Consider the following 16,444-nt stretch of genomic DNA (forward strand, 5'->3'; position numbering starts at 1 on the left):
GGTGGAATCCCCCCCTCGGGCCGGTCCGTAACCCCCCCCACGGACCGGCCCGCTTTGCGTTCCCCGCCGTTCCCCGTCCTGACACCCGGACGCCCGGACGCCCGGACGCCCGGGTGCCCGGACCGGCGGTGGCCGGGTGGCTCAGCTCTCGCTGCTGAGGGCCCAGAGGTTCACTCCGGGAGCCGAGACCGCGTGGGCGTCGATCTCCGCCAGCTCCTCGTCGGTCAGCTCCGGGCCGTCGAGCGCGGCCACGTTCGCCTCCAGTTGGGCGACGCTGCTCGCGCCGATCAGCGCCGACGTCATCCGCCGGTCCCGCAGCACCCAGTTCAACGCGAGCTGGGCCAGGGACTGGCCGCGGCGCTCGGCGACGGCGTTCAGGCCGCGCAGCCGTCCGACCAGCTCGTCGGTGAGCAGGGCCGGGTCCAGGGAGGTGCCCCGCGTGGCGCGGGAGCCCTCCGGGACGCCGTTCAGGTACTTGTCCGTGAGCAGCCCCTGGGCGAGGGGGGCGAAGCAGATGCAGCCCATGCCCTCCTCCTCCAGGGTGTCCAGGAGGCCGTCGTCCTCCGTCCAGCGGTTGATCATGGAGTAGGACGGCTGGTGGATCAGCGGCCGGACCCCCATGTCGCGCAGGATGCGGGCCGCCTCGCGCGTGCGCCGCGCGCCGTAGGAGGAGATGCCGACGTAGAGCGCCTTGCCCTGCCGGACGGCGGACGCCAGCGCGCCCATCGTCTCCTCCAGCGGGGTGTCGGGGTCAAAGCGGTGCGAGTAGAAGATGTCGACGTACTCCAGCCCCATCCGCTTCAGCGAGGCGTCCAGGGAGGACAGCAGGTACTTCCGCGAGCCCCACTCGCCGTAGGGGCCGGGGTGCATCAGATAGCCCGCCTTGGTGGAGACGATCAGCTCGTCGCGGTGGGAGCGGAAGTCCGCCGCGAGGATCCGGCCGAAGTTCTCCTCGGCGGAGCCGGGCGGCGGGCCGTAGTTGTTGGCCAGGTCGAAGTGGGTGATGCCCAGGTCGAAGGCGCGGCGCAGGATCGCGCGCTGCGTCTCCAACGGCCGGTCGTCACCGAAGTTGTGCCACAGGCCCAGCGAGATCTCCGGGAGCTTCAGGCCGCTGTGGCCGGTGCGGCGGTAGCGCATGGTGTCGTAGCGGGAGTCGGCGGCGCGATACGGGTGTGAGTCGTTCATGGCTCCCTGCTTATCACCGTTCTGTGACGTTCCCGGTTCGTGCGGCAGTGCGAACGCGCAGTAAGGTTCTAAACGCTCGGCACCGGCATGGAGGGGCTGACGAACCGATGCTGCAATCTTCCCGGGAACGGACCCGGTGGTATCCCCGTTGGCTGCGCCGGCTGGTCTACAGGCTCTACGCACTGCGGGTGGAGGGCCGCCTCGACCACGAGCAGGTGCCCAAGCACATCGGCGTCATCCTCGACGGCAACCGCCGCTGGGCGCGGGCCGCGGGCGGCACGACGGAGCAGGGCCACCAGGCGGGGGCCGAGAAGATCCGGGAACTGCTCGGGTGGTGCGGCGAGACGGACGTCGAGGTCGTCACCCTGTGGCTGCTGTCCACGGACAACCTCGGCCGGCCCGCCGAGGAACTCGTCCCGCTGCTGGGCATCATCGAGGACGCCGTGCGGGACCTGGCCGCCGACGGCCGCTGGCGCGTGCACCACGTCGGCACCCTGGACCTGCTGCCCGACCACACCCAGCGGGTCCTGAAGGACGCCGAGGAGGCCACCCGGAACAACACGGGGATACTCGTCAACGTCGCGGTCGGCTACGGCGGACGGCAGGAGATCGTCGACGCCGTGCGCTCCCTGCTCGCCGAGCGGGCGGCGCAGGGGGCGACCCTGGAGGAGTTGGCGGAGGACCTCGACCTCCAGGACATCGCCGAACACCTGTACACGAGCGGCCAGCCCGACCCGGACCTGGTGATCCGCACCAGCGGCGAACAGCGGCTGTCGGGCTTCATGCTCTGGCAGAGCGCCCATTCGGAGTACTACTTCTGCGACGTTTTCTGGCCCGCGTTCCGGAAGGTGGACTTCCTGCGCGCGCTGCGGGACTACGCGGCCCGCCACCGCCGTTACGGGGGCTGAGAGGCCGGGATTCCTCCCTCCGCGCCCCTTCGCCCCCTCACGCGCTCATCGGTCATCATCCGTTCATCCGACCTACGGCATATGCCATTGCATGGTGTCGGCACGGACAGGGAATATCCCCTGCAGGTCGACTCCCGGTCCAGGGAGCAGGCCCCGGGAGGCCCTTTGCACACCACGGACGACCGTGCCCAGGCGCACGGTGTACGCGGAGGGCCGGTGCCCGGCCCGTGCACGGGCCGGAGCCCGGCCGCATCCCCCGCGACGCCGTCGCACCCCGACCTCTTCCGAGGGGGTAGGTCCATCCGTGGTGACCAGCACGAAGCGCCGAGACCACGACCGGCGCACCTACGTCATCGACACCAGCGTCCTGCTCGCCGACCCGGCGGCCATGACCCGCTTCGACGAGCACGAGGTCGTGCTCCCGGTGGTCGTGGTCACGGAGTTGGAGGCCAAGCGCCACCACCCCGAATTGGGCTACTTCGCCCGCCAAGCGCTGCGGCGGCTGGACGAGTACCGGATCCTGCACGGACGGCTGGACGCGCCGATACCGATCGGTGAGCTGGGCGGCACGCTCAGGGTCGAACTGAACCACTCCGACCCGGCCGTCCTGCCCTCCACCATGCGCGGCGACCACGGCAGGCCGATCGACAACGACTCGCGCATCCTCGCGGTGGCCCGGAACCTCCAGGCCGAGGGGTACGACGTCACCGTCGTCTCCAAGGACCTGCCGCTGCGGATCAAGGCGTCCTCCGTCGGTCTCCTGGCCGAGGAGTACCGGGCCGAGTTGGCGATCACCGAATCCGGCTGGACGGGCATGGCCGAGCTGACGCTGGCCGCCGAGGACGTGGACGAACTGTTCGCCGCGGAGAGCGTGTACGTGCCCGAGGCCGCGGAGCTGCCCGTGCACACCGGCCTGGTCCTGCACTCCGAACGGAGCAGAGCCCTCGGACGGGTGACCCCCGAGGGGCGGATCAGACTGGTGCGTGGGGACCGCGAGGCGTTCGGCATCCACGGGCGCAGCGCCGAGCAGCGCGTCGCGCTGGACCTGCTGCTCGACCCGGAGGTGGGCATCGTCTCCATGGGCGGCCGGGCCGGGACGGGCAAGTCGGCGCTGGCGCTGTGCGCCGGCCTGGAGGCGGTGCTGGAGAAGCGGCAGCACGGCAAGGTGATGGTGTTCCGGCCGCTGTACGCGGTCGGCGGCCAGGATCTGGGTTACCTGCCGGGTACCGCCGACGAGAAGATGAACCCCTGGGCGCAGGCCGTCTTCGACACCCTCTCGGCGGTGACGACCCGTGAGGTCGTCGAGGAGATCGTGGCCCGCGACATGCTGGAGGTGCTGCCGCTCACCCACATCCGCGGTCGCTCCCTGCACGACGCGTTCGTGATCGTCGACGAGGCCCAGTCGCTGGAGCGGAACGTCCTGCTGACGGTGTTGTCGCGGATCGGGCAGAACTCCCGTGTCGTCCTCACCCACGACGTCGCCCAGCGCGACAACCTGCGCGTGGGGCGGTACGACGGGGTGGCGGCCGTGGTCGAGCGGCTCAAGGGGCACCCGCTCTTCGCGCACATCACCCTGACCCGGTCCGAGCGGTCGCCGATCGCGGCCCTGGTGACCGAGATGCTGGAGGACGGACGGGTTTAGGCCGGTTCAGGACCTCTTGAGAGGGCCCCGCACGGCGAAACGCAGAAGCGTAGCGGTGCGGGGCCCTTTCGCGCGTGCTTTTCCACGGAACGGAAGCTCCTGAGGAGGTGTGAGCTTTCCCACGCGCCATGGAATTGCGTCCGTCGTTCCGTTTCCGGCAGGGTGTGGTTCCTGTCAGGCCCCGCATACGGCACACACGCACCATCCGCACCATCGGGTGTGGGTCCACAAGTCAACAGCAGCGAGTCGTATGCCGCCCGAAGTACCACGCGGGATCCCTCCTCGGAGGGACCCGACCGGGCCAGTGCCTCCCGTGACCAGTGCGTGGGGAGGCCCGTGTCAGGGGCACGATTGCGCCCGCGGGGTCACCTGAGCGGGCAGTGTGGAAGGAAACCGTGTGACTCGGATCTCGGTCCGGGGATTCGCCGTGGCGTCCGCCACCGCGGTCACCACCGTCGGCGCGGTCGTCGGTGTTGCCTCGGGGAGTGAGCAGGGCACGACCGACTCGGTCGAGGCCACTGCCGCGGACGCGACGCTCCTCGCAGACATACCCGCAGGCCCGCAGGGCCAGGTACAGACCGCTTCCCTCACACAGCAGGCGGACAACGCCGCCATCGCCGCGGACGCGGCAGCGAAGAAGGCCGCCGAGGAAGCAGCTCGTGTGCAGGCCGCCAAGGACGCCCAGGCCAAGAGGGAAGCGGCGGAGAAGAGGGCCGCCGAGGAGGCCAAGAAGCGTCAGGAGGCGCAGCAGGCCGCCAGCCGTTCGGCGGAGCGCACCGACTTCGCGGTGCAGAGCTCGTACACGGTCGCCCAGGTCAAGGCGATGGCCCAGCAGATCGTGGGCGGGGGCCAGTTCCAGTGCTTCTCCAACATCGTCGAGCGCGAGAGCGGCTGGAACTACCAGGCGCAGAACCCCTCTTCGGGCGCGTACGGCCTCGTCCAGGCGCTGCCGGGCTCGAAGATGGCCTCCGCCGGCGCAGACTGGCGGACCAACCCGGCCACCCAGATCAAGTGGGGCCTGAACTACATGAACGAACGCTACGGCAGCCCCTGCGGCGCCTGGGAGTTCTGGCAGGCCAACCACTGGTACTGAGCCGGCCGACTCGTTCCGGTGCGAACCCCCCGTCCGATGGGCGGGGGGTTTGGCGTGTTCGGAGAGAAGCAACCCTTTACCCCGTCGGGGTCGTCCCACGATGGGGCGAACGGTACGGCATATGCGTCGGATCGGCCCCGGCCGGACCATACTGGAACCGGCCGGACTGGACACAGGGGGCGAAGGAAGCGTCATGTCGAGACTTCAGAGGTTGAGGGTTGGCGTGTCGCGCTTCGCCGACCGGGTGACCGAACGCCGGGAACGCGCCGAGAAGGAGGCGGAGGAGGCCGTGCCGCCGCCCCCGCCCACCACACCGATCGTGGCGGCCCCCCCGGACGGGCCGCCCCCGCCCGCGTCCATGGTGCCGTGGGGGGTGCGGGTGGCCGCCGAGGTGGGGTGGCGGCTGCTGATCCTGGCCGGGGTCATATACGTCCTGGTCAAGGTGATCAGCACCTTCAGCCTGCTCGTCCTGGCCTTCGCCGTCGGTCTGCTGATCACCGCGCTGCTCCAGCCGACGGTCGCCCGGCTGCGCCGACTGGGGATAGGGCGGGGTCTGGCCGCGGTGATCACCTTCGTCACCGGTGTGGTGGCGATCGGGTTGGTCGGCTGGTTCGCGGTCTGGCAGGTGATGGAGAACCTCGACGACCTCACCAAGCAGGTCCAGGGCGGCATCGAGGAGCTGAAGACCTGGCTGCTCGACGGGCCCTTCCACGTCACCGAGGAGCAGATCAACAACGTCGCCAACAGTCTGAACGACTGGATCGGCAGCAACAGCGAGCAGATCACCAGCGCCGGGTGGCAGGGCGTCACCGTCGTGGTGGAGTTCCTCTCCGGGGCGCTGCTGGCGCTGTTCGTGTCGATCTTCCTGCTCTACGACGGTCGGCGCGTGTGGAACTGGACGCTCAACTTCGTGCCGGCGGTCGCCCGCGACGGTGTCGCGGGCGCCGGCCCGATGGCCTGGGCGACGCTCACCGGCTATGTGCGCGGCACGGTGATCGTGGCCTTCATCGACGCGTTCTTCATCGGCATCGGCATCTACTTCCTCGACGTCCCGATGGCGGTGCCGCTGGCCGTCTTCATCTTCCTGTTCTCCTTCATCCCGATCGTCGGCGCCTTCGCCTCCGGGACGCTGGCGGTCCTCGTGGCGCTCGTCGCCAACGGCGTGGTCACCGCGCTGCTCGTCCTGGCGGTGGTCCTGGCCGTGCAGCAGCTCGAGGGGCACGTGCTCCAGCCGCTCATCCTGGGCCGGCTGGTGAGCGTGCACCCCCTGGGCGTGGTGCTGGCGGTGACCGGCGGCAGCCTCATCGCGGGCATCCCCGGAGCGGTGACGGCGGTTCCGGTGGTGGCGGTGCTCAACACGGTGGTCGCCTACCTGCGGAGGTACGCGGCCGAGAACGCGCTGCACGGCGGGGCCAAACCCCACGGCGCCACCGCCGAGACGGCCACTCGGCCGTCCGGCCCGTCCGAGCCGGGTGCCCCGAGGCCCGGGCCCTCCGCCTCTCCGGAAACCCCGGGGCCCCCGGAGTCCCCGGAGAGGTAGGGCGCTCGCGAGCGCGACCGGTTCGACGCCCGGGACCCCGCCACACGGCGGGGTCCCGGGCGTTTCGGGGTCCGTCCGCCCCCGCCGGGTCGCGGACGGAAGGGGGAGGGTTCCGCGAGGACTCGCCTTCGGCTAAAGTGATATCACTTTGCTAGACGATCGACAGACGGAAACGGGGGACCGCCATGTCCGCTGAGACCACGCCCACCATCGGAGAGCTTCCCGAGATGCCCGTGCCGCAGGTGCGCGAGGTGCCCGCCCACTCCGTGTCGGGCGGCCTCGCCCTGCTGCTCGGCCTGCTGGGGCTGCTGGCCGGAGCCGGCGGCGTCCTCGCCGGCGCCCGGCTCGCCTCCGGCGGATCGGGCGGTCCGGGGGCGGCGCTGATAGTCCTCGGGGTGCTGCTGGTGATCGGCTCGGTCTTCGCGATGGCCGGGCTCAACATGGTCGCGCCGGGCGAGGCCCGGGTCGTCCAACTCTTCGGGCGTTACACCGGCACCATCCGCAAGGACGGCCTGCGCTGGGTCAACCCGCTGACCACCCGGAAGAAGATCTCCACGCGGGTGCGCAACCACGAGACGGCCGTGCTCAAGGTCAACGACGCCTACGGCAACCCGGTCGAGTTGGCGGCCGTCGTCGTCTGGCAGGTGGAGGACACCGCCCAGGCCACCTTCGAAGTGGACGACTTCGTGGAGTTCGTCTCCACACAGACCGAGGCCGCCGTGCGGCACATCGCCATCGAGTACCCGTACGACGCCCACGACGAGGACGGTCTGTCGCTGCGGGGCAACGCCGAGGAGATCACCGAGAAGCTCGCCGTCGAGCTGACCGCCCGGGTGCGGGCGGCGGGCGTGCGGATCATCGAGTCGCGCTTCACGCACCTGGCGTACGCCCCCGAGATCGCCGCCGCGATGCTCCAGCGCCAGCAGGCGGGCGCGGTGGTGGCGGCCCGCCGGACGATCGTGGAGGGCGCCTGCGGGATGGTCGAGGACGCCGTCGCCCGGATCGCCGCGCAGGACTTCGTCGAACTCGACGAGGAGCGCAAGGCCGCCATGGTCGGCAACCTGCTGGTGGTGCTCTGCGGCGACCGGTCCCCGCAGCCGGTCCTCAACGCGGGGTCGCTCTACCAGTGACCGCGCGGCCGGAGCGGCCCTCCGAGGAGAGGGACCCCGAACGGGAGAGGCGGCAGCAGCGCCGGCGGGAACGCAAACAGGTGCTGCTGCGGCTGGACCCCGCCGTCCACGACGCCCTCGCCAAGTGGGCCGCGGACGAGCTGCGCAGCACCAACGCCCAGATCGACTACCTGCTGCGCAGGGCTCTGGCCGAGGCGGGCCGCATGCCGAGGGACGCCCGCCCCCACCCCCGCCGGGGCCGGCCGCCCCGCACGGAGGACTGACGCCGGGGAACGGGGGCGGTCCCCGCGCGGGACGCGGCCGGCGCGCGAGACACGGCCCGCCGGCCGTGCCCACCGTGTGTATACATCATGTGTATACACGTGGTGTACAGTCGTCGGCATGTCCATCGGCCACACCCTGCTGGGGCTCCTGGAGACCGGACCCCGCCACGGCTACGACCTCAAGCGCGCCTTCGACGAACGCTTCGGCCACGACCGTCCGCTCCACTACGGGCAGGTCTACTCGACCATGTCCAGGCTGCTGAAGAACGGCCTGGTGGAGGTCGAGGGGATCGAACCCGGCGAGGGCCCCGAGCGCAAGCGCTACGCCATCACCGACGCCGGCATCACCGACGTCGCCGCCTGGCTCGGCCGGGCGGAGAAACCCGAGCCGTACCTGCAGTCCACCCTCTACACCAAGGTCGTCCTCGCGCTGCTGACCGGGCGTGACGCGGCGGAACTGCTGGACGTCCAGCGCTCCGAACACCTGCGGCTGATGCGCGAACTGACCCGGCGCAAGAAGAGCGGCGACCTCGCCGACCAACTCATCTGCGACCACGCCCTGTTCCACCTCGAAGCCGATCTGCGCTGGCTGGAACTGACCGCCGCGCGCCTCGACCAACTCGCCCGGGAGGTACGCGGATGACCACCGCCGAACCACTCCTGCACGCCGCGGACCTGCGCAAGTCCTACGGTCCCACCCCCGCCCTGGACGGCGCCTCCTTCGCCGTCCACCCCGGCGAGGTCGTCGCCGTGATGGGCCCCTCCGGCTCCGGCAAGTCCACCCTGCTGCACTGCCTGGCCGGGATCGTCCGACCCGACTCCGGAACGGTCCACTACCGCGGTCGCGAACTGTCGGCGATGCCGGACACCGAGCGCAGCGCCCTGCGCCGCTCGGAGTTCGGCTTCGTCTTCCAGTTCGGCCAACTCGTCCCGGAACTGACCTGTGTGGAGAACGTCGCCCTGCCGCTGCGCCTGACCGGCGTGGCCCGCAAGGAGGCCGAGGCCAGGGCGGTGGAGTGGCTGGAGCGGCTGGAGGTCGAGGACGTGGGCCGGCACCGGCCCGGCCAGGTCTCCGGCGGTCAGGGCCAGCGCGTCGCCGTCGCCCGCGCCCTGGTCACCACACCGCGCGTGGTCTTCGCCGACGAGCCCACCGGCGCGCTGGACTCCCTCAACGGCGAGCGGGTGATGCGGCTCCTCACCGACGCCGCCCACGACACCCGGGCCGCCGTGGTGCTGGTGACCCACGAGGCCCGGGTCGCCGCCTACTCCGACCGGGAGATCGTCGTCCGCGACGGCAGGGTGCGGGACCTGGCGGGCACCATATGAGGGCGCCGGCCCCCGGGGCGCCCGGGGATGCCGTGCCCATCGCCGCGCCCGCCGGTGAACCGCCGGTGCCGCCCGCACCCTCCGTCGGCTCGACGGGAGTGACCCGCTGGGCGGCCGACCTGTCCATGGGCGCCCGCTTCGCACTCCTCGGGGGACGCGAGGGCTGGGCCCGCACCGTGCTCACCGCGATCGGCGTCGGTCTCGGCGTGGCCGTGCTGATGATCGCCGCCTCGATACCGCACATGCTCGCCTCCCGTGACGCCCGCGCCGACGCCCGGGAGAACTTCGGCCCCTCCGAAACGGTCGAGCGCTCCGACCGCAGCGCCCTGTACGCCAGGGCCGACAGCGAGTTCCGCGGCGAGAGCGTCCGCGGCCGGTACCTCCAGCCCGAGGGCGACCACCCGCCGCTGCCCCCGGGAGTGGAGGAGGCCCCGGCCCCCGGCGAGATGCTCGTCTCACCCGCCCTGAGAGAGTTGCTCGCCTCTCCCGAGGGCGAACTCCTCAGGGAGCGGCTGCCCCAGCGGATCGTCGGCACCATCGGCGACGAGGGCCTGCTGGGCCCGGCCGAACTCGTCTACGTGGCGGGCGCGGACGGACTCGTCGAGGGCGAGGGATCCACCTTCCGCGTCGACCGCTTCGGCCAGACCCACGACTCGGAACCGCTGGACGCCTTCCTGCTGCTGCTGGTGGTCGTCACCTGCGTGGTGCTGCTGCTCCCGGTCGGGGTGTTCATCGCCGCCGCCGTGCGCTTCGGCGGCGAGCGCCGCGACCGCAGGCTCGCCGCGCTGCGGTTGGTCGGCTCGGACAGCCGGATGGTGCGGCGCATCGCCGCGGGGGAGTCCATGGTCGGAGCCCTCCTCGGACTGGCCGTGGGAACGGTGTTGTTCCTGCCGGTCCGCGAGCTGATCGGCGAGGTCACGCTCTTCGGCCTCAACGTCTTCCCCTCCGACGTACGGCCCAGCGCCGCGCTGATCGCGCTGATCGTGCCGGCCGTGCCCGCCTCCGCCGTGGCCGTCACCCTGCTGGCGCTGCGCGGGGTCGCCATCGAACCGCTCGGCGTGGTGCGCGGCTCCGGGGTCCGCCGGCGCCGGCTGTGGTGGCGGCTGCTGCCGCCCGCCGCCGGACTGCTGCTGCTGGCTCCCACGTTCGGCGGGCTGGACCCCGACCAGGGCTCGATCGCCACCTACCGCATTGCCGCGGGCATCGTGCTGCTGCTGGTCGGCGTCACCTCCATGCTGCCCTGGCTGATCGAGTGGGTCGTCGGGCGGGTGCGGGGCGGGCCGCTGCCCTTCCAACTCGCCGTCCGCCGCCTCCAACTCGACAGCGGGTCGGCGGCCCGCGCGGTCAGCGGCATCACCGTCGCCGTCGCCGGGGCCATCGCCGTCCAGATGCTGTTCGGAACGGTGGAGAAGTCGTACACCGCCGAGACCGGCCAGGACCCGACCCGTGCCCAACTGCAGGTCATCGCCGAGGTCGAGGACGACGCGGAGGCTCGTGAGCTGGTCCGGAGGATCACGGAGGCCCGCGGGGTGGACCAGGCGCTGGGCACGACGCACACGTACCTCACGGAGTACGACAAGGGAGTGGACGACGAGTACCACACACCGATCACCGTGGCCGACTGCGCGACCCTGGCGGAACTGGCCCGAGTCGGGGCCTGCGAGGACGGGGACATCTTCGTGGTCCTCTCCCCGGACCGGGAGGAGGACACCGGCACCCGCCCCGGCGCGCGGCTGAACCTGAACCCCCCGCGGTACCTGCCGGAGAAGGACGCACTCGTCCAGGTGGGCGAGCCCGTCCTGTGGACCGTCCCCACCGACATCCGCGAGGCCGAGGGGAGGATCAGCCCGTTGGGGACGACCGTCGACGGCATCCTCGCCACCCCCGCGGCGTTCGACCTCTCCCGCCTGACGGACCTGCGCGCCGAGGTCATGGTGCGAATCGACCCGTCGGTGCCCGACGCGAAGGAGTACGTCCGCAACGCCGTGGAGACCGGCGACCCCGGTGTCGACGTGTGGGAGCTGGCGAGCACCGAGCGCGCCGGGGAGTTCGTGTTCGTCCAGCGTGCCCTGTACGCGGGAGCGGCCGGGGTGATGGCGTTGATCGGTGCCGGCATGGTCGTCTCCACCCTGGAGCAACTGCGCGAGCGCCGGAAGCTGCTCTCGGTGCTGGTCGCCTTCGGAACCCGCCGCTCCACACTGGGCTGGTCGGTGCTGTGGCAGACGGCCGTGCCCGTGGTGCTCGGTATGGCGCTGGCGGCGGTCGGCGGCATCGGGCTGGGAGCGGTCCTGCTGGCGATGGTCTCCGAGCCGTTCGCGGTCCACTGGACCGGGCTGGCCGCCATGACGGGCACCGGCGCGGCGGTGGTCGCCCTGGTGACGCTCCTCAGTCTTCCGCCGCTGTGGCGGATGATGCGCCCGGACGGTCTGCGCACGGAGTGACCGACCGGCACGCCGACCGGGCGTAGACGCCGTCCGCACGGCCCGTACCGGGGGAGGGCCGTGCGGACGGCGAGGCGTCTGTGTCCTTCGCCGCTCCGCCGCTCCGCCGCTCTGTCGCCCCGTCAGCGCCCGCGCAGCCGCTTGCCGCGCTTGCCGCGCTTGGGCTTGGCCTCGACGCTGCCGAGGACCGCGGCGCCGCGCACCACGATCATCGGCGCCTCGGGGTCGTCGGACTCCAGGGACTTCACCTCGTAACTGCCCAGGACGCCGGTGCCGCTGCCGTGCAGGGTGACGTTCTCCGGCACCTTGATCTCGACGCTGCCGAAGACCGACGTGGCGTTGACGACGACCTGCCGGTGGTCGAACAGGGCCTCGCTCAGGTCGATCTCGACGCTGCCGAAGAGGGCGAAGGCGTTGAGCCTGCCGCCCACGCGCCAACGCCCCTTGCGGGAGGCGCTGCTGAAGACGGCGACCAGGTTCTCGCCGCCGTGCGCCCCGTACCCGTGCGAGGAGGGAGCGGCGGGCGGCGCCGTCGGATCGGGCCGGAGGGCCTCCCGCCGCCCCGCCGGCAGGTCGCGCACCAGCGGCGCGAACTCGCCCATCGTCTTGGCCCGGTAGACCGCGTCGATCCGCTCGGCGTGCTCCTCGGTGTCCAGCCGCCCCTCCGCGAGCGCCTCGCGCAGGATCTCCGCGATCCGGTCGCGGTCGGCGTCCGAGGCGCGTACGTCCGCCTCGGCCACGGGCCGCTCGGGCCGGGGCTCGGGCTGTTTCTCCAGGGAGCGCTTCTCATCCACGGCCCCAGACTAGCGAACGCGATACATCGCGACCAGGGGCCCCGACGGGCGGACGAGCGGGACCTCACGGCCGTCGCCCGCCCCCTGGGGTCTTACGCTGTGAGGCGCCGTCGTCGAGAGGAAGAGACGTCCATGTCCACTGGTTCCAGTGCCCCCGAGTTCGCCTACACGGACCTGCTCCCGCTGGGCGAGGACACCACCCCGTACCGCCTGGTCACCTCCGAGGGCGTCAGCACCTTCGAGGCCGGTGGGCGCACCTTCCTGAAGGTCGAGCCGGAGGCGCTGCGCCTGCTCGCGGCCGAGGCGATGCGCGACATCTCGCACTTCCTGCGCCCCGCGCACCTGGCCCAGCTCCGCCGCATCCTGGAGGACCCCGAGGCGTCCCCCAACGACCGGTTCGTCGCGCTGGACCTGCTGAAGAACGCCAACATCGCCGCCGCCGGAGTCCTCCCGATGTGCCAGGACACCGGCACCGCGATCGTGATGGGCAAGCGCGGCCAGAACGTGCTCACCGACGGCGGGGACGAGGAGGCCCTCTCCCGAGGCATCCACGACGCGTACACCAAGCTCAACCTGCGCTACTCCCAGATGGCCCCGCTGACCATGTGGGAGGAGAGGAACACCGGCACCAACCTGCCGGCGCAGATCGAGCTGTACGCCACCGACGGCGACGCCTACAAGTTCCTGTTCATGGCCAAGGGCGGCGGCAGCGCCAACAAGTCCTTCCTCTACCAGGAGACCAAGGCCGTCCTCAACGAGGCGTCCATGATGCGCTTCCTGGAGGAGAAGATCCGCTCCCTGGGCACGGCCGCCTGCCCCCCGTACCACCTGGCGATCGTCGTCGGCGGCACCTCGGCGGAGTACGCGCTCAAGACCGCCAAGTACGCCTCCGCGCACTACCTGGACTCCCTGCCCACCTCCGGCTCCCCGACCGGCCACGGCTTCCGCGACCTGGAGCTGGAGGAGAAGGTCTTCGAACTGACCCAGAAGCTGGGCATCGGCGCCCAGTTCGGCGGCAAGTACTTCTGCCACGACGTGCGCGTCGTCCGGCTGCCCCGGCACGGCGCGTCCTGCCCGGTGGCCCTCGCCGTCTCCTGCTCCGCCGACCGCCAGGCGCTGGCGAAGATCACCGCCGAGGGCGTCTTCCTGGAGCAACTCGAGACCGACCCGGCGCGCTTCCTGCCCGACACCACCGACGCCGACCTCGATTCGGACGTGGTGCGGATCGACCTCAACCGTCCGATGGACGAGATCCGCGCCGAGCTGTCCAAGTACCCGGTCAAGACCCGGCTGTCGCTGACCGGACCGCTGGTCGTCGCCCGCGACATCGCCCACGCCAAGATCAAGGAGCGGCTGGACGCGGGCGAGGAGATGCCGCGGTACCTGCGCGACCACGCCGTCTACTACGCGGGCCCGGCCAAGACCCCGCAAGGCTACGCCTCCGGCTCCTTCGGCCCGACCACCGCGGGCCGGATGGACGCCTACGTCGAGCAGTTCCAGGCGGCCGGCGGCTCCTTCGTGATGCTGGCCAAGGGCAACCGCTCCCAGCAGGTCACCGACGCCTGCGCCAAGCACGGCGGCTTCTACCTCGGCTCCATCGGCGGCCCGGCCGCGCGTCTGGCCCAGGACTGCATCAAGAAGGTCGAGGTCCTGGAGTACGAGGAGTTGGGCATGGAGGCGGTCTGGCGAATCGAGGTGGAGGACTTCCCGGCGTTCATCGTCGTCGACGACAAGGGCAACGACTTCTTCACCGACCCCGGCCCGACGAAGCCGTTCGTCACGTCCATCCCGGTTCGTTCCGCGGACTGACACTCCGAAGAAGTAGATTCGTCCCCATGAGCGGGACGAGCGAGGAACACGACAGGAACAGCGCGGAACACCGGATCGAACACGACTCCATGGGCGAGGTGCGGGTGCCCGCGCACGCCAAGTGGCGGGCACAGACCCAGCGCGCCGTGGAGAACTTCCCGATCTCGGGCCGGCGTCTGGAGCGCGCGCACATCCAGGCGCTGGCCCGGATCAAGGAGGCGGCGGCCAAGGTCAACGCCGAGCTCGGCGTCCTGGAGCCGGAGCCGGCCCGGGCCATCGCCGAGGCCGCCGCCGAGGTCGCCGACGGGCGCTGGGACGACCACTTCCCCGTGGACGTCTTCCAGACCGGCTCCGGCACCTCCTCCAACATGAACATGAACGAGGTCGTCGCCACGCTCGCGAGCGAGCGGCTGGGGGCCCCGGTGCACCCCAACGACCACGTCAACGCCAGCCAGTCCTCCAACGACGTCTTCCCCTCCTCCATCCACATCGCGGCGACCGCGGCCGTCACCGGGGACCTGATCCCGGCGCTGGAGCACCTCGCCGAGGCGCTGGAGCGCAAGGCGGAGGAGTTCGCCGAGGTCGTCAAGTCGGGCCGCACCCATCTGATGGACGCCACGCCCGTCACACTCGGCCAGGAGTTCGGCGGCTACGCGGCGCAGACGCGGTACGGGGTGGAGCGGCTGCGGGCCTGTCTGCCGCGCCTGGCCGAGCTGCCGCTGGGCGGCACCGCGGTGGGCACCGGCATCAACACCCCGCCCGGCTTCTCGGCGGCCGTGATCGCCGAGGTCGCCCGCACCACCGGGCTGCCGCTGACCGAGGCCCGCGACCACTTCGAGGCGCAGGGCGCCCGCGACGCCCTGGTGGAGACCTCCGGGCAGCTCCGCACGATCGCCGTCGGCCTGACCAAGATCTGCAACGACCTGCGCTGGATGTCCTCCGGCCCGCGCACCGGTCTGGCCGAGATCCGCCTGCCCGACCTCCAGCCCGGCTCCTCGATCATGCCCGGCAAGGTCAACCCGGTGATCCCCGAGGCGGTCCTGATGGTCGCCGCCCAGGTCACGGGGAACGACACGGCGGTCGCCGTGGCCGGGGCGTCCGGCAACTTCGAGCTGAACGTGATGCTCCCGGTGATGGGCAAGAACCTGCTGGAGTCCATCCGGCTGTTGGCCAACGCCTCCCGGCTGCTGGCCGACCGCACGGTCGACGGCATCGAGGCGGACGTCGAGCGCGCCCGCGAGTACGCGGAGTCCTCACCGTCCGTGGTGACCCCGCTGAACAGGTACATCGGCTACGAGGAGGCCGCGAAGGTCGCCAAGCGGTCCCTGGCGGAGCGGAAGACGATCCGCGAGGTGGTCCTGGAGTCCGGCTACGTCGAGCGCGGTCTGCTCACGCCGGAGCAGTTGGACGAGGCCCTGGACGTGCTGCGCATGACCCGTCCCTGAGCCCCGTGCCACCCGCCCCGCCGTCCCGCGGCGGCGGGGCGGACCGTGGCGCGGATCGTGTCGTGGATCGCGGAACGCTCCCCGGACCGCGATTAGGATCCGCGCATGAGAGCGCAGACGGAGGACGAAACGGACACGGAGGGCGGCGGCCCGCGCTGGAGGGCGGGGGAGCACATCCTGTGGCGCTACCGGGCCAACGGCGGCGACCACGTCCACATCTGCCGGCCCGTGACCGTCGTCCGCGACACGCCCGAGCTGCTCGCCGTGTGGATGGCTCCCGGCACCGCCTGCGTCAAGCCGGAGCTGGCCGACGGCACGCCCGTGCACCGCGAGCCGCTCGCCACCCGCTACACCAAGCCGCGCAGGACCGTCCGCTCGCGGTGGTTCGGCACCGGCGTGCTCAAGCTGGCGCGAGCCGGCGAGCCCTGGTCGGTGTGGCTGTTCTGGGACCGCGGCTGGCGGTTCAGGAACTGGTACGTGAACCTGGAGGAGCCGCTGCGCCGCTGGGCGGGCGGGGTGGACTCCGAGGACCACTTCCTGGACATCGCCGTCTACCCCGACCGCACCTGGGAGTGGAAGGACGAGGACGAGTTCGACCAGGCGCAGCGCGCCGGCCTGATGGAGACGGACCAGGCCGAGCGGGTACGGGACGCCGGCCGCCGGGCCGTGGCGACGATCCGCGCGTGGGGCAGCCCCTTCCGCGACGGCTGGGAGAACTGGCGCCCCGATCCCGCCTGGCCGGTGCCGGCGCTGCCCCGGGACTGGGACCGCGAACCGGTACGGATCGGCTGAAGGGCTGGTGACGTCGCCCCCGCTTCTCGCATGATGGCCACGGAGATGCCGCAACCCCTTGCTGTGTCCCCGGACC

14 protein-coding genes are annotated in these 16,444 nt (G+C 71.6%); 12 read left to right on the plus strand and 2 right to left on the minus strand.

Annotated elements, in window-relative coordinates; genetic code table 11:
* Positions 1 to 141: 141 nt before the first annotated feature.
* The gene (gene mgrA / locus IF47_RS0103280; protein WP_031506438.1) at positions 142 to 1,185 is read right to left on the minus strand and encodes an L-glyceraldehyde 3-phosphate reductase; all 1,044 of its coding nucleotides are present in this window, start codon (positions 1,183 to 1,185) and stop codon (positions 142 to 144) included.
* Positions 1,186 to 1,292: 107 nt separating this feature from the next.
* On the opposite strand from mgrA, the gene IF47_RS0103285 reads away from it, so the two are divergent.
* The 9 genes from IF47_RS0103285 to IF47_RS0103325 all read left to right on the plus strand — a co-directional run bounded on the left by IF47_RS0103285 (position 1,293) and on the right by IF47_RS0103325 (position 11,528).
* On the plus strand, positions 1,293 to 2,093 hold the full coding sequence (locus tag IF47_RS0103285) for an isoprenyl transferase (protein WP_051716888.1): 801 nt from the start codon (positions 1,293 to 1,295) through the stop codon (positions 2,091 to 2,093).
* A gap of 304 nt (positions 2,094 to 2,397) precedes the next feature.
* Positions 2,398 to 3,735, plus strand: a complete 1,338-nt coding sequence (phoH2, locus tag IF47_RS0103290) for an RNA 5'-3' helicase PhoH2 (protein ID WP_031506442.1) — start codon at positions 2,398 to 2,400, stop codon at positions 3,733 to 3,735.
* A gap of 397 nt (positions 3,736 to 4,132) precedes the next feature.
* Positions 4,133 to 4,828: an aggregation-promoting factor C-terminal-like domain-containing protein gene (locus tag IF47_RS0103295; protein WP_031506443.1), complete on the plus strand. Its 696-nt coding sequence runs from the start codon at positions 4,133 to 4,135 to the stop codon at positions 4,826 to 4,828.
* Positions 4,829 to 5,021: 193 nt separating this feature from the next.
* Positions 5,022 to 6,368 (plus strand): AI-2E family transporter, encoded by a 1,347-nt coding sequence (locus IF47_RS0103300; protein ID WP_051716891.1) that lies wholly within the window; start codon positions 5,022 to 5,024, stop codon positions 6,366 to 6,368.
* A 185-nt stretch (positions 6,369 to 6,553) separates the two neighbouring features.
* Positions 6,554 to 7,498, plus strand: coding sequence for an SPFH domain-containing protein (locus IF47_RS0103305; protein ID WP_031506446.1), 945 nt, complete (start codon positions 6,554 to 6,556; stop codon positions 7,496 to 7,498).
* The gene (locus IF47_RS0103310; RefSeq protein WP_037731810.1) at positions 7,495 to 7,761 is read left to right on the plus strand and encodes a type II toxin-antitoxin system antitoxin; all 267 of its coding nucleotides are present in this window, start codon (positions 7,495 to 7,497) and stop codon (positions 7,759 to 7,761) included. Before IF47_RS0103305 ends, IF47_RS0103310 begins: the two co-directional genes overlap by 4 nt.
* 118 nt (positions 7,762 to 7,879) lie before the next feature.
* A complete protein-coding gene (locus tag IF47_RS0103315; protein WP_031506450.1) occupies positions 7,880 to 8,404 on the plus strand; it encodes a PadR family transcriptional regulator in 525 nt (174 codons plus the stop codon).
* Positions 8,401 to 9,087 carry an ABC transporter ATP-binding protein gene (locus IF47_RS0103320; RefSeq protein ID WP_031506452.1) on the plus strand — a complete coding sequence of 229 codons (687 nt, stop codon included), beginning with the start codon at positions 8,401 to 8,403 and terminating at the stop codon, positions 9,085 to 9,087. The genes IF47_RS0103315 and IF47_RS0103320 overlap by 4 nt, the downstream gene beginning before the upstream one ends.
* 32 nt (positions 9,088 to 9,119) lie before the next feature.
* Entirely contained in the window at positions 9,120 to 11,528 is a 2,409-nt protein-coding gene (locus IF47_RS0103325) for an FtsX-like permease family protein (RefSeq protein ID WP_342667213.1), read from the plus strand.
* Positions 11,529 to 11,650: 122 nt separating this feature from the next.
* Here IF47_RS0103325 and IF47_RS0103330 read toward each other — a convergent pair whose 3' ends face one another.
* A complete protein-coding gene (locus IF47_RS0103330; RefSeq protein WP_078591524.1) occupies positions 11,651 to 12,322 on the minus strand; it encodes a DUF1707 SHOCT-like domain-containing protein in 672 nt (223 codons plus the stop codon).
* A 132-nt stretch (positions 12,323 to 12,454) separates the two neighbouring features.
* Between IF47_RS0103330 and IF47_RS0103335 the strand changes: the two genes are divergently transcribed.
* From IF47_RS0103335 to fomD, 3 genes are all read left to right on the plus strand, one after another.
* The gene (locus tag IF47_RS0103335) at positions 12,455 to 14,131 is read left to right on the plus strand and encodes a fumarate hydratase (protein ID WP_031506456.1); all 1,677 of its coding nucleotides are present in this window, start codon (positions 12,455 to 12,457) and stop codon (positions 14,129 to 14,131) included.
* A gap of 26 nt (positions 14,132 to 14,157) precedes the next feature.
* On the plus strand, positions 14,158 to 15,576 hold the full coding sequence (locus IF47_RS0103340) for a class II fumarate hydratase (RefSeq protein ID WP_031506458.1): 1,419 nt from the start codon (positions 14,158 to 14,160) through the stop codon (positions 15,574 to 15,576).
* A gap of 105 nt (positions 15,577 to 15,681) precedes the next feature.
* Positions 15,682 to 16,368 carry a cytidylyl-2-hydroxypropylphosphonate hydrolase gene (fomD, locus tag IF47_RS0103345; protein WP_031506460.1) on the plus strand — a complete coding sequence of 229 codons (687 nt, stop codon included), beginning with the start codon at positions 15,682 to 15,684 and terminating at the stop codon, positions 16,366 to 16,368.
* The last annotated feature ends 76 nt before the right edge of the window (positions 16,369 to 16,444 follow it).

This window comes from Streptomyces megasporus (assembly GCF_000718985.1).
GTDB lineage: Bacteria > Actinomycetota > Actinomycetes > Streptomycetales > Streptomycetaceae > Streptomyces > Streptomyces megasporus.

Bases quoted from the DNA above. Each gene is read 5' to 3' on its own strand.
- IF47_RS0103340 (WP_031506458.1), top strand. From the start codon at position 14,158: ATGAGCGGGACGAGCGAGGAACACGACAGGAACAGCGCGGAACACCGG.
- IF47_RS0103305 (WP_031506446.1), top strand. From the start codon at position 6,554: ATGTCCGCTGAGACCACGCCCACCATCGGAGAGCTTCCCGAGATGCCC.
- fomD (WP_031506460.1), top strand. From the start codon at position 15,682: ATGAGAGCGCAGACGGAGGACGAAACGGACACGGAGGGCGGCGGCCCG.
- IF47_RS0103300 (WP_051716891.1), top strand. From the start codon at position 5,022: ATGTCGAGACTTCAGAGGTTGAGGGTTGGCGTGTCGCGCTTCGCCGAC.
- mgrA (WP_031506438.1), bottom strand. From the start codon at position 1,185: ATGAACGACTCACACCCGTATCGCGCCGCCGACTCCCGCTACGACACC.
- IF47_RS0103320 (WP_031506452.1), top strand. From the start codon at position 8,401: ATGACCACCGCCGAACCACTCCTGCACGCCGCGGACCTGCGCAAGTCC.
- IF47_RS0103335 (WP_031506456.1), top strand. From the start codon at position 12,455: ATGTCCACTGGTTCCAGTGCCCCCGAGTTCGCCTACACGGACCTGCTC.
- IF47_RS0103285 (WP_051716888.1), top strand. From the start codon at position 1,293: ATGCTGCAATCTTCCCGGGAACGGACCCGGTGGTATCCCCGTTGGCTG.
- IF47_RS0103315 (WP_031506450.1), top strand. From the start codon at position 7,880: ATGTCCATCGGCCACACCCTGCTGGGGCTCCTGGAGACCGGACCCCGC.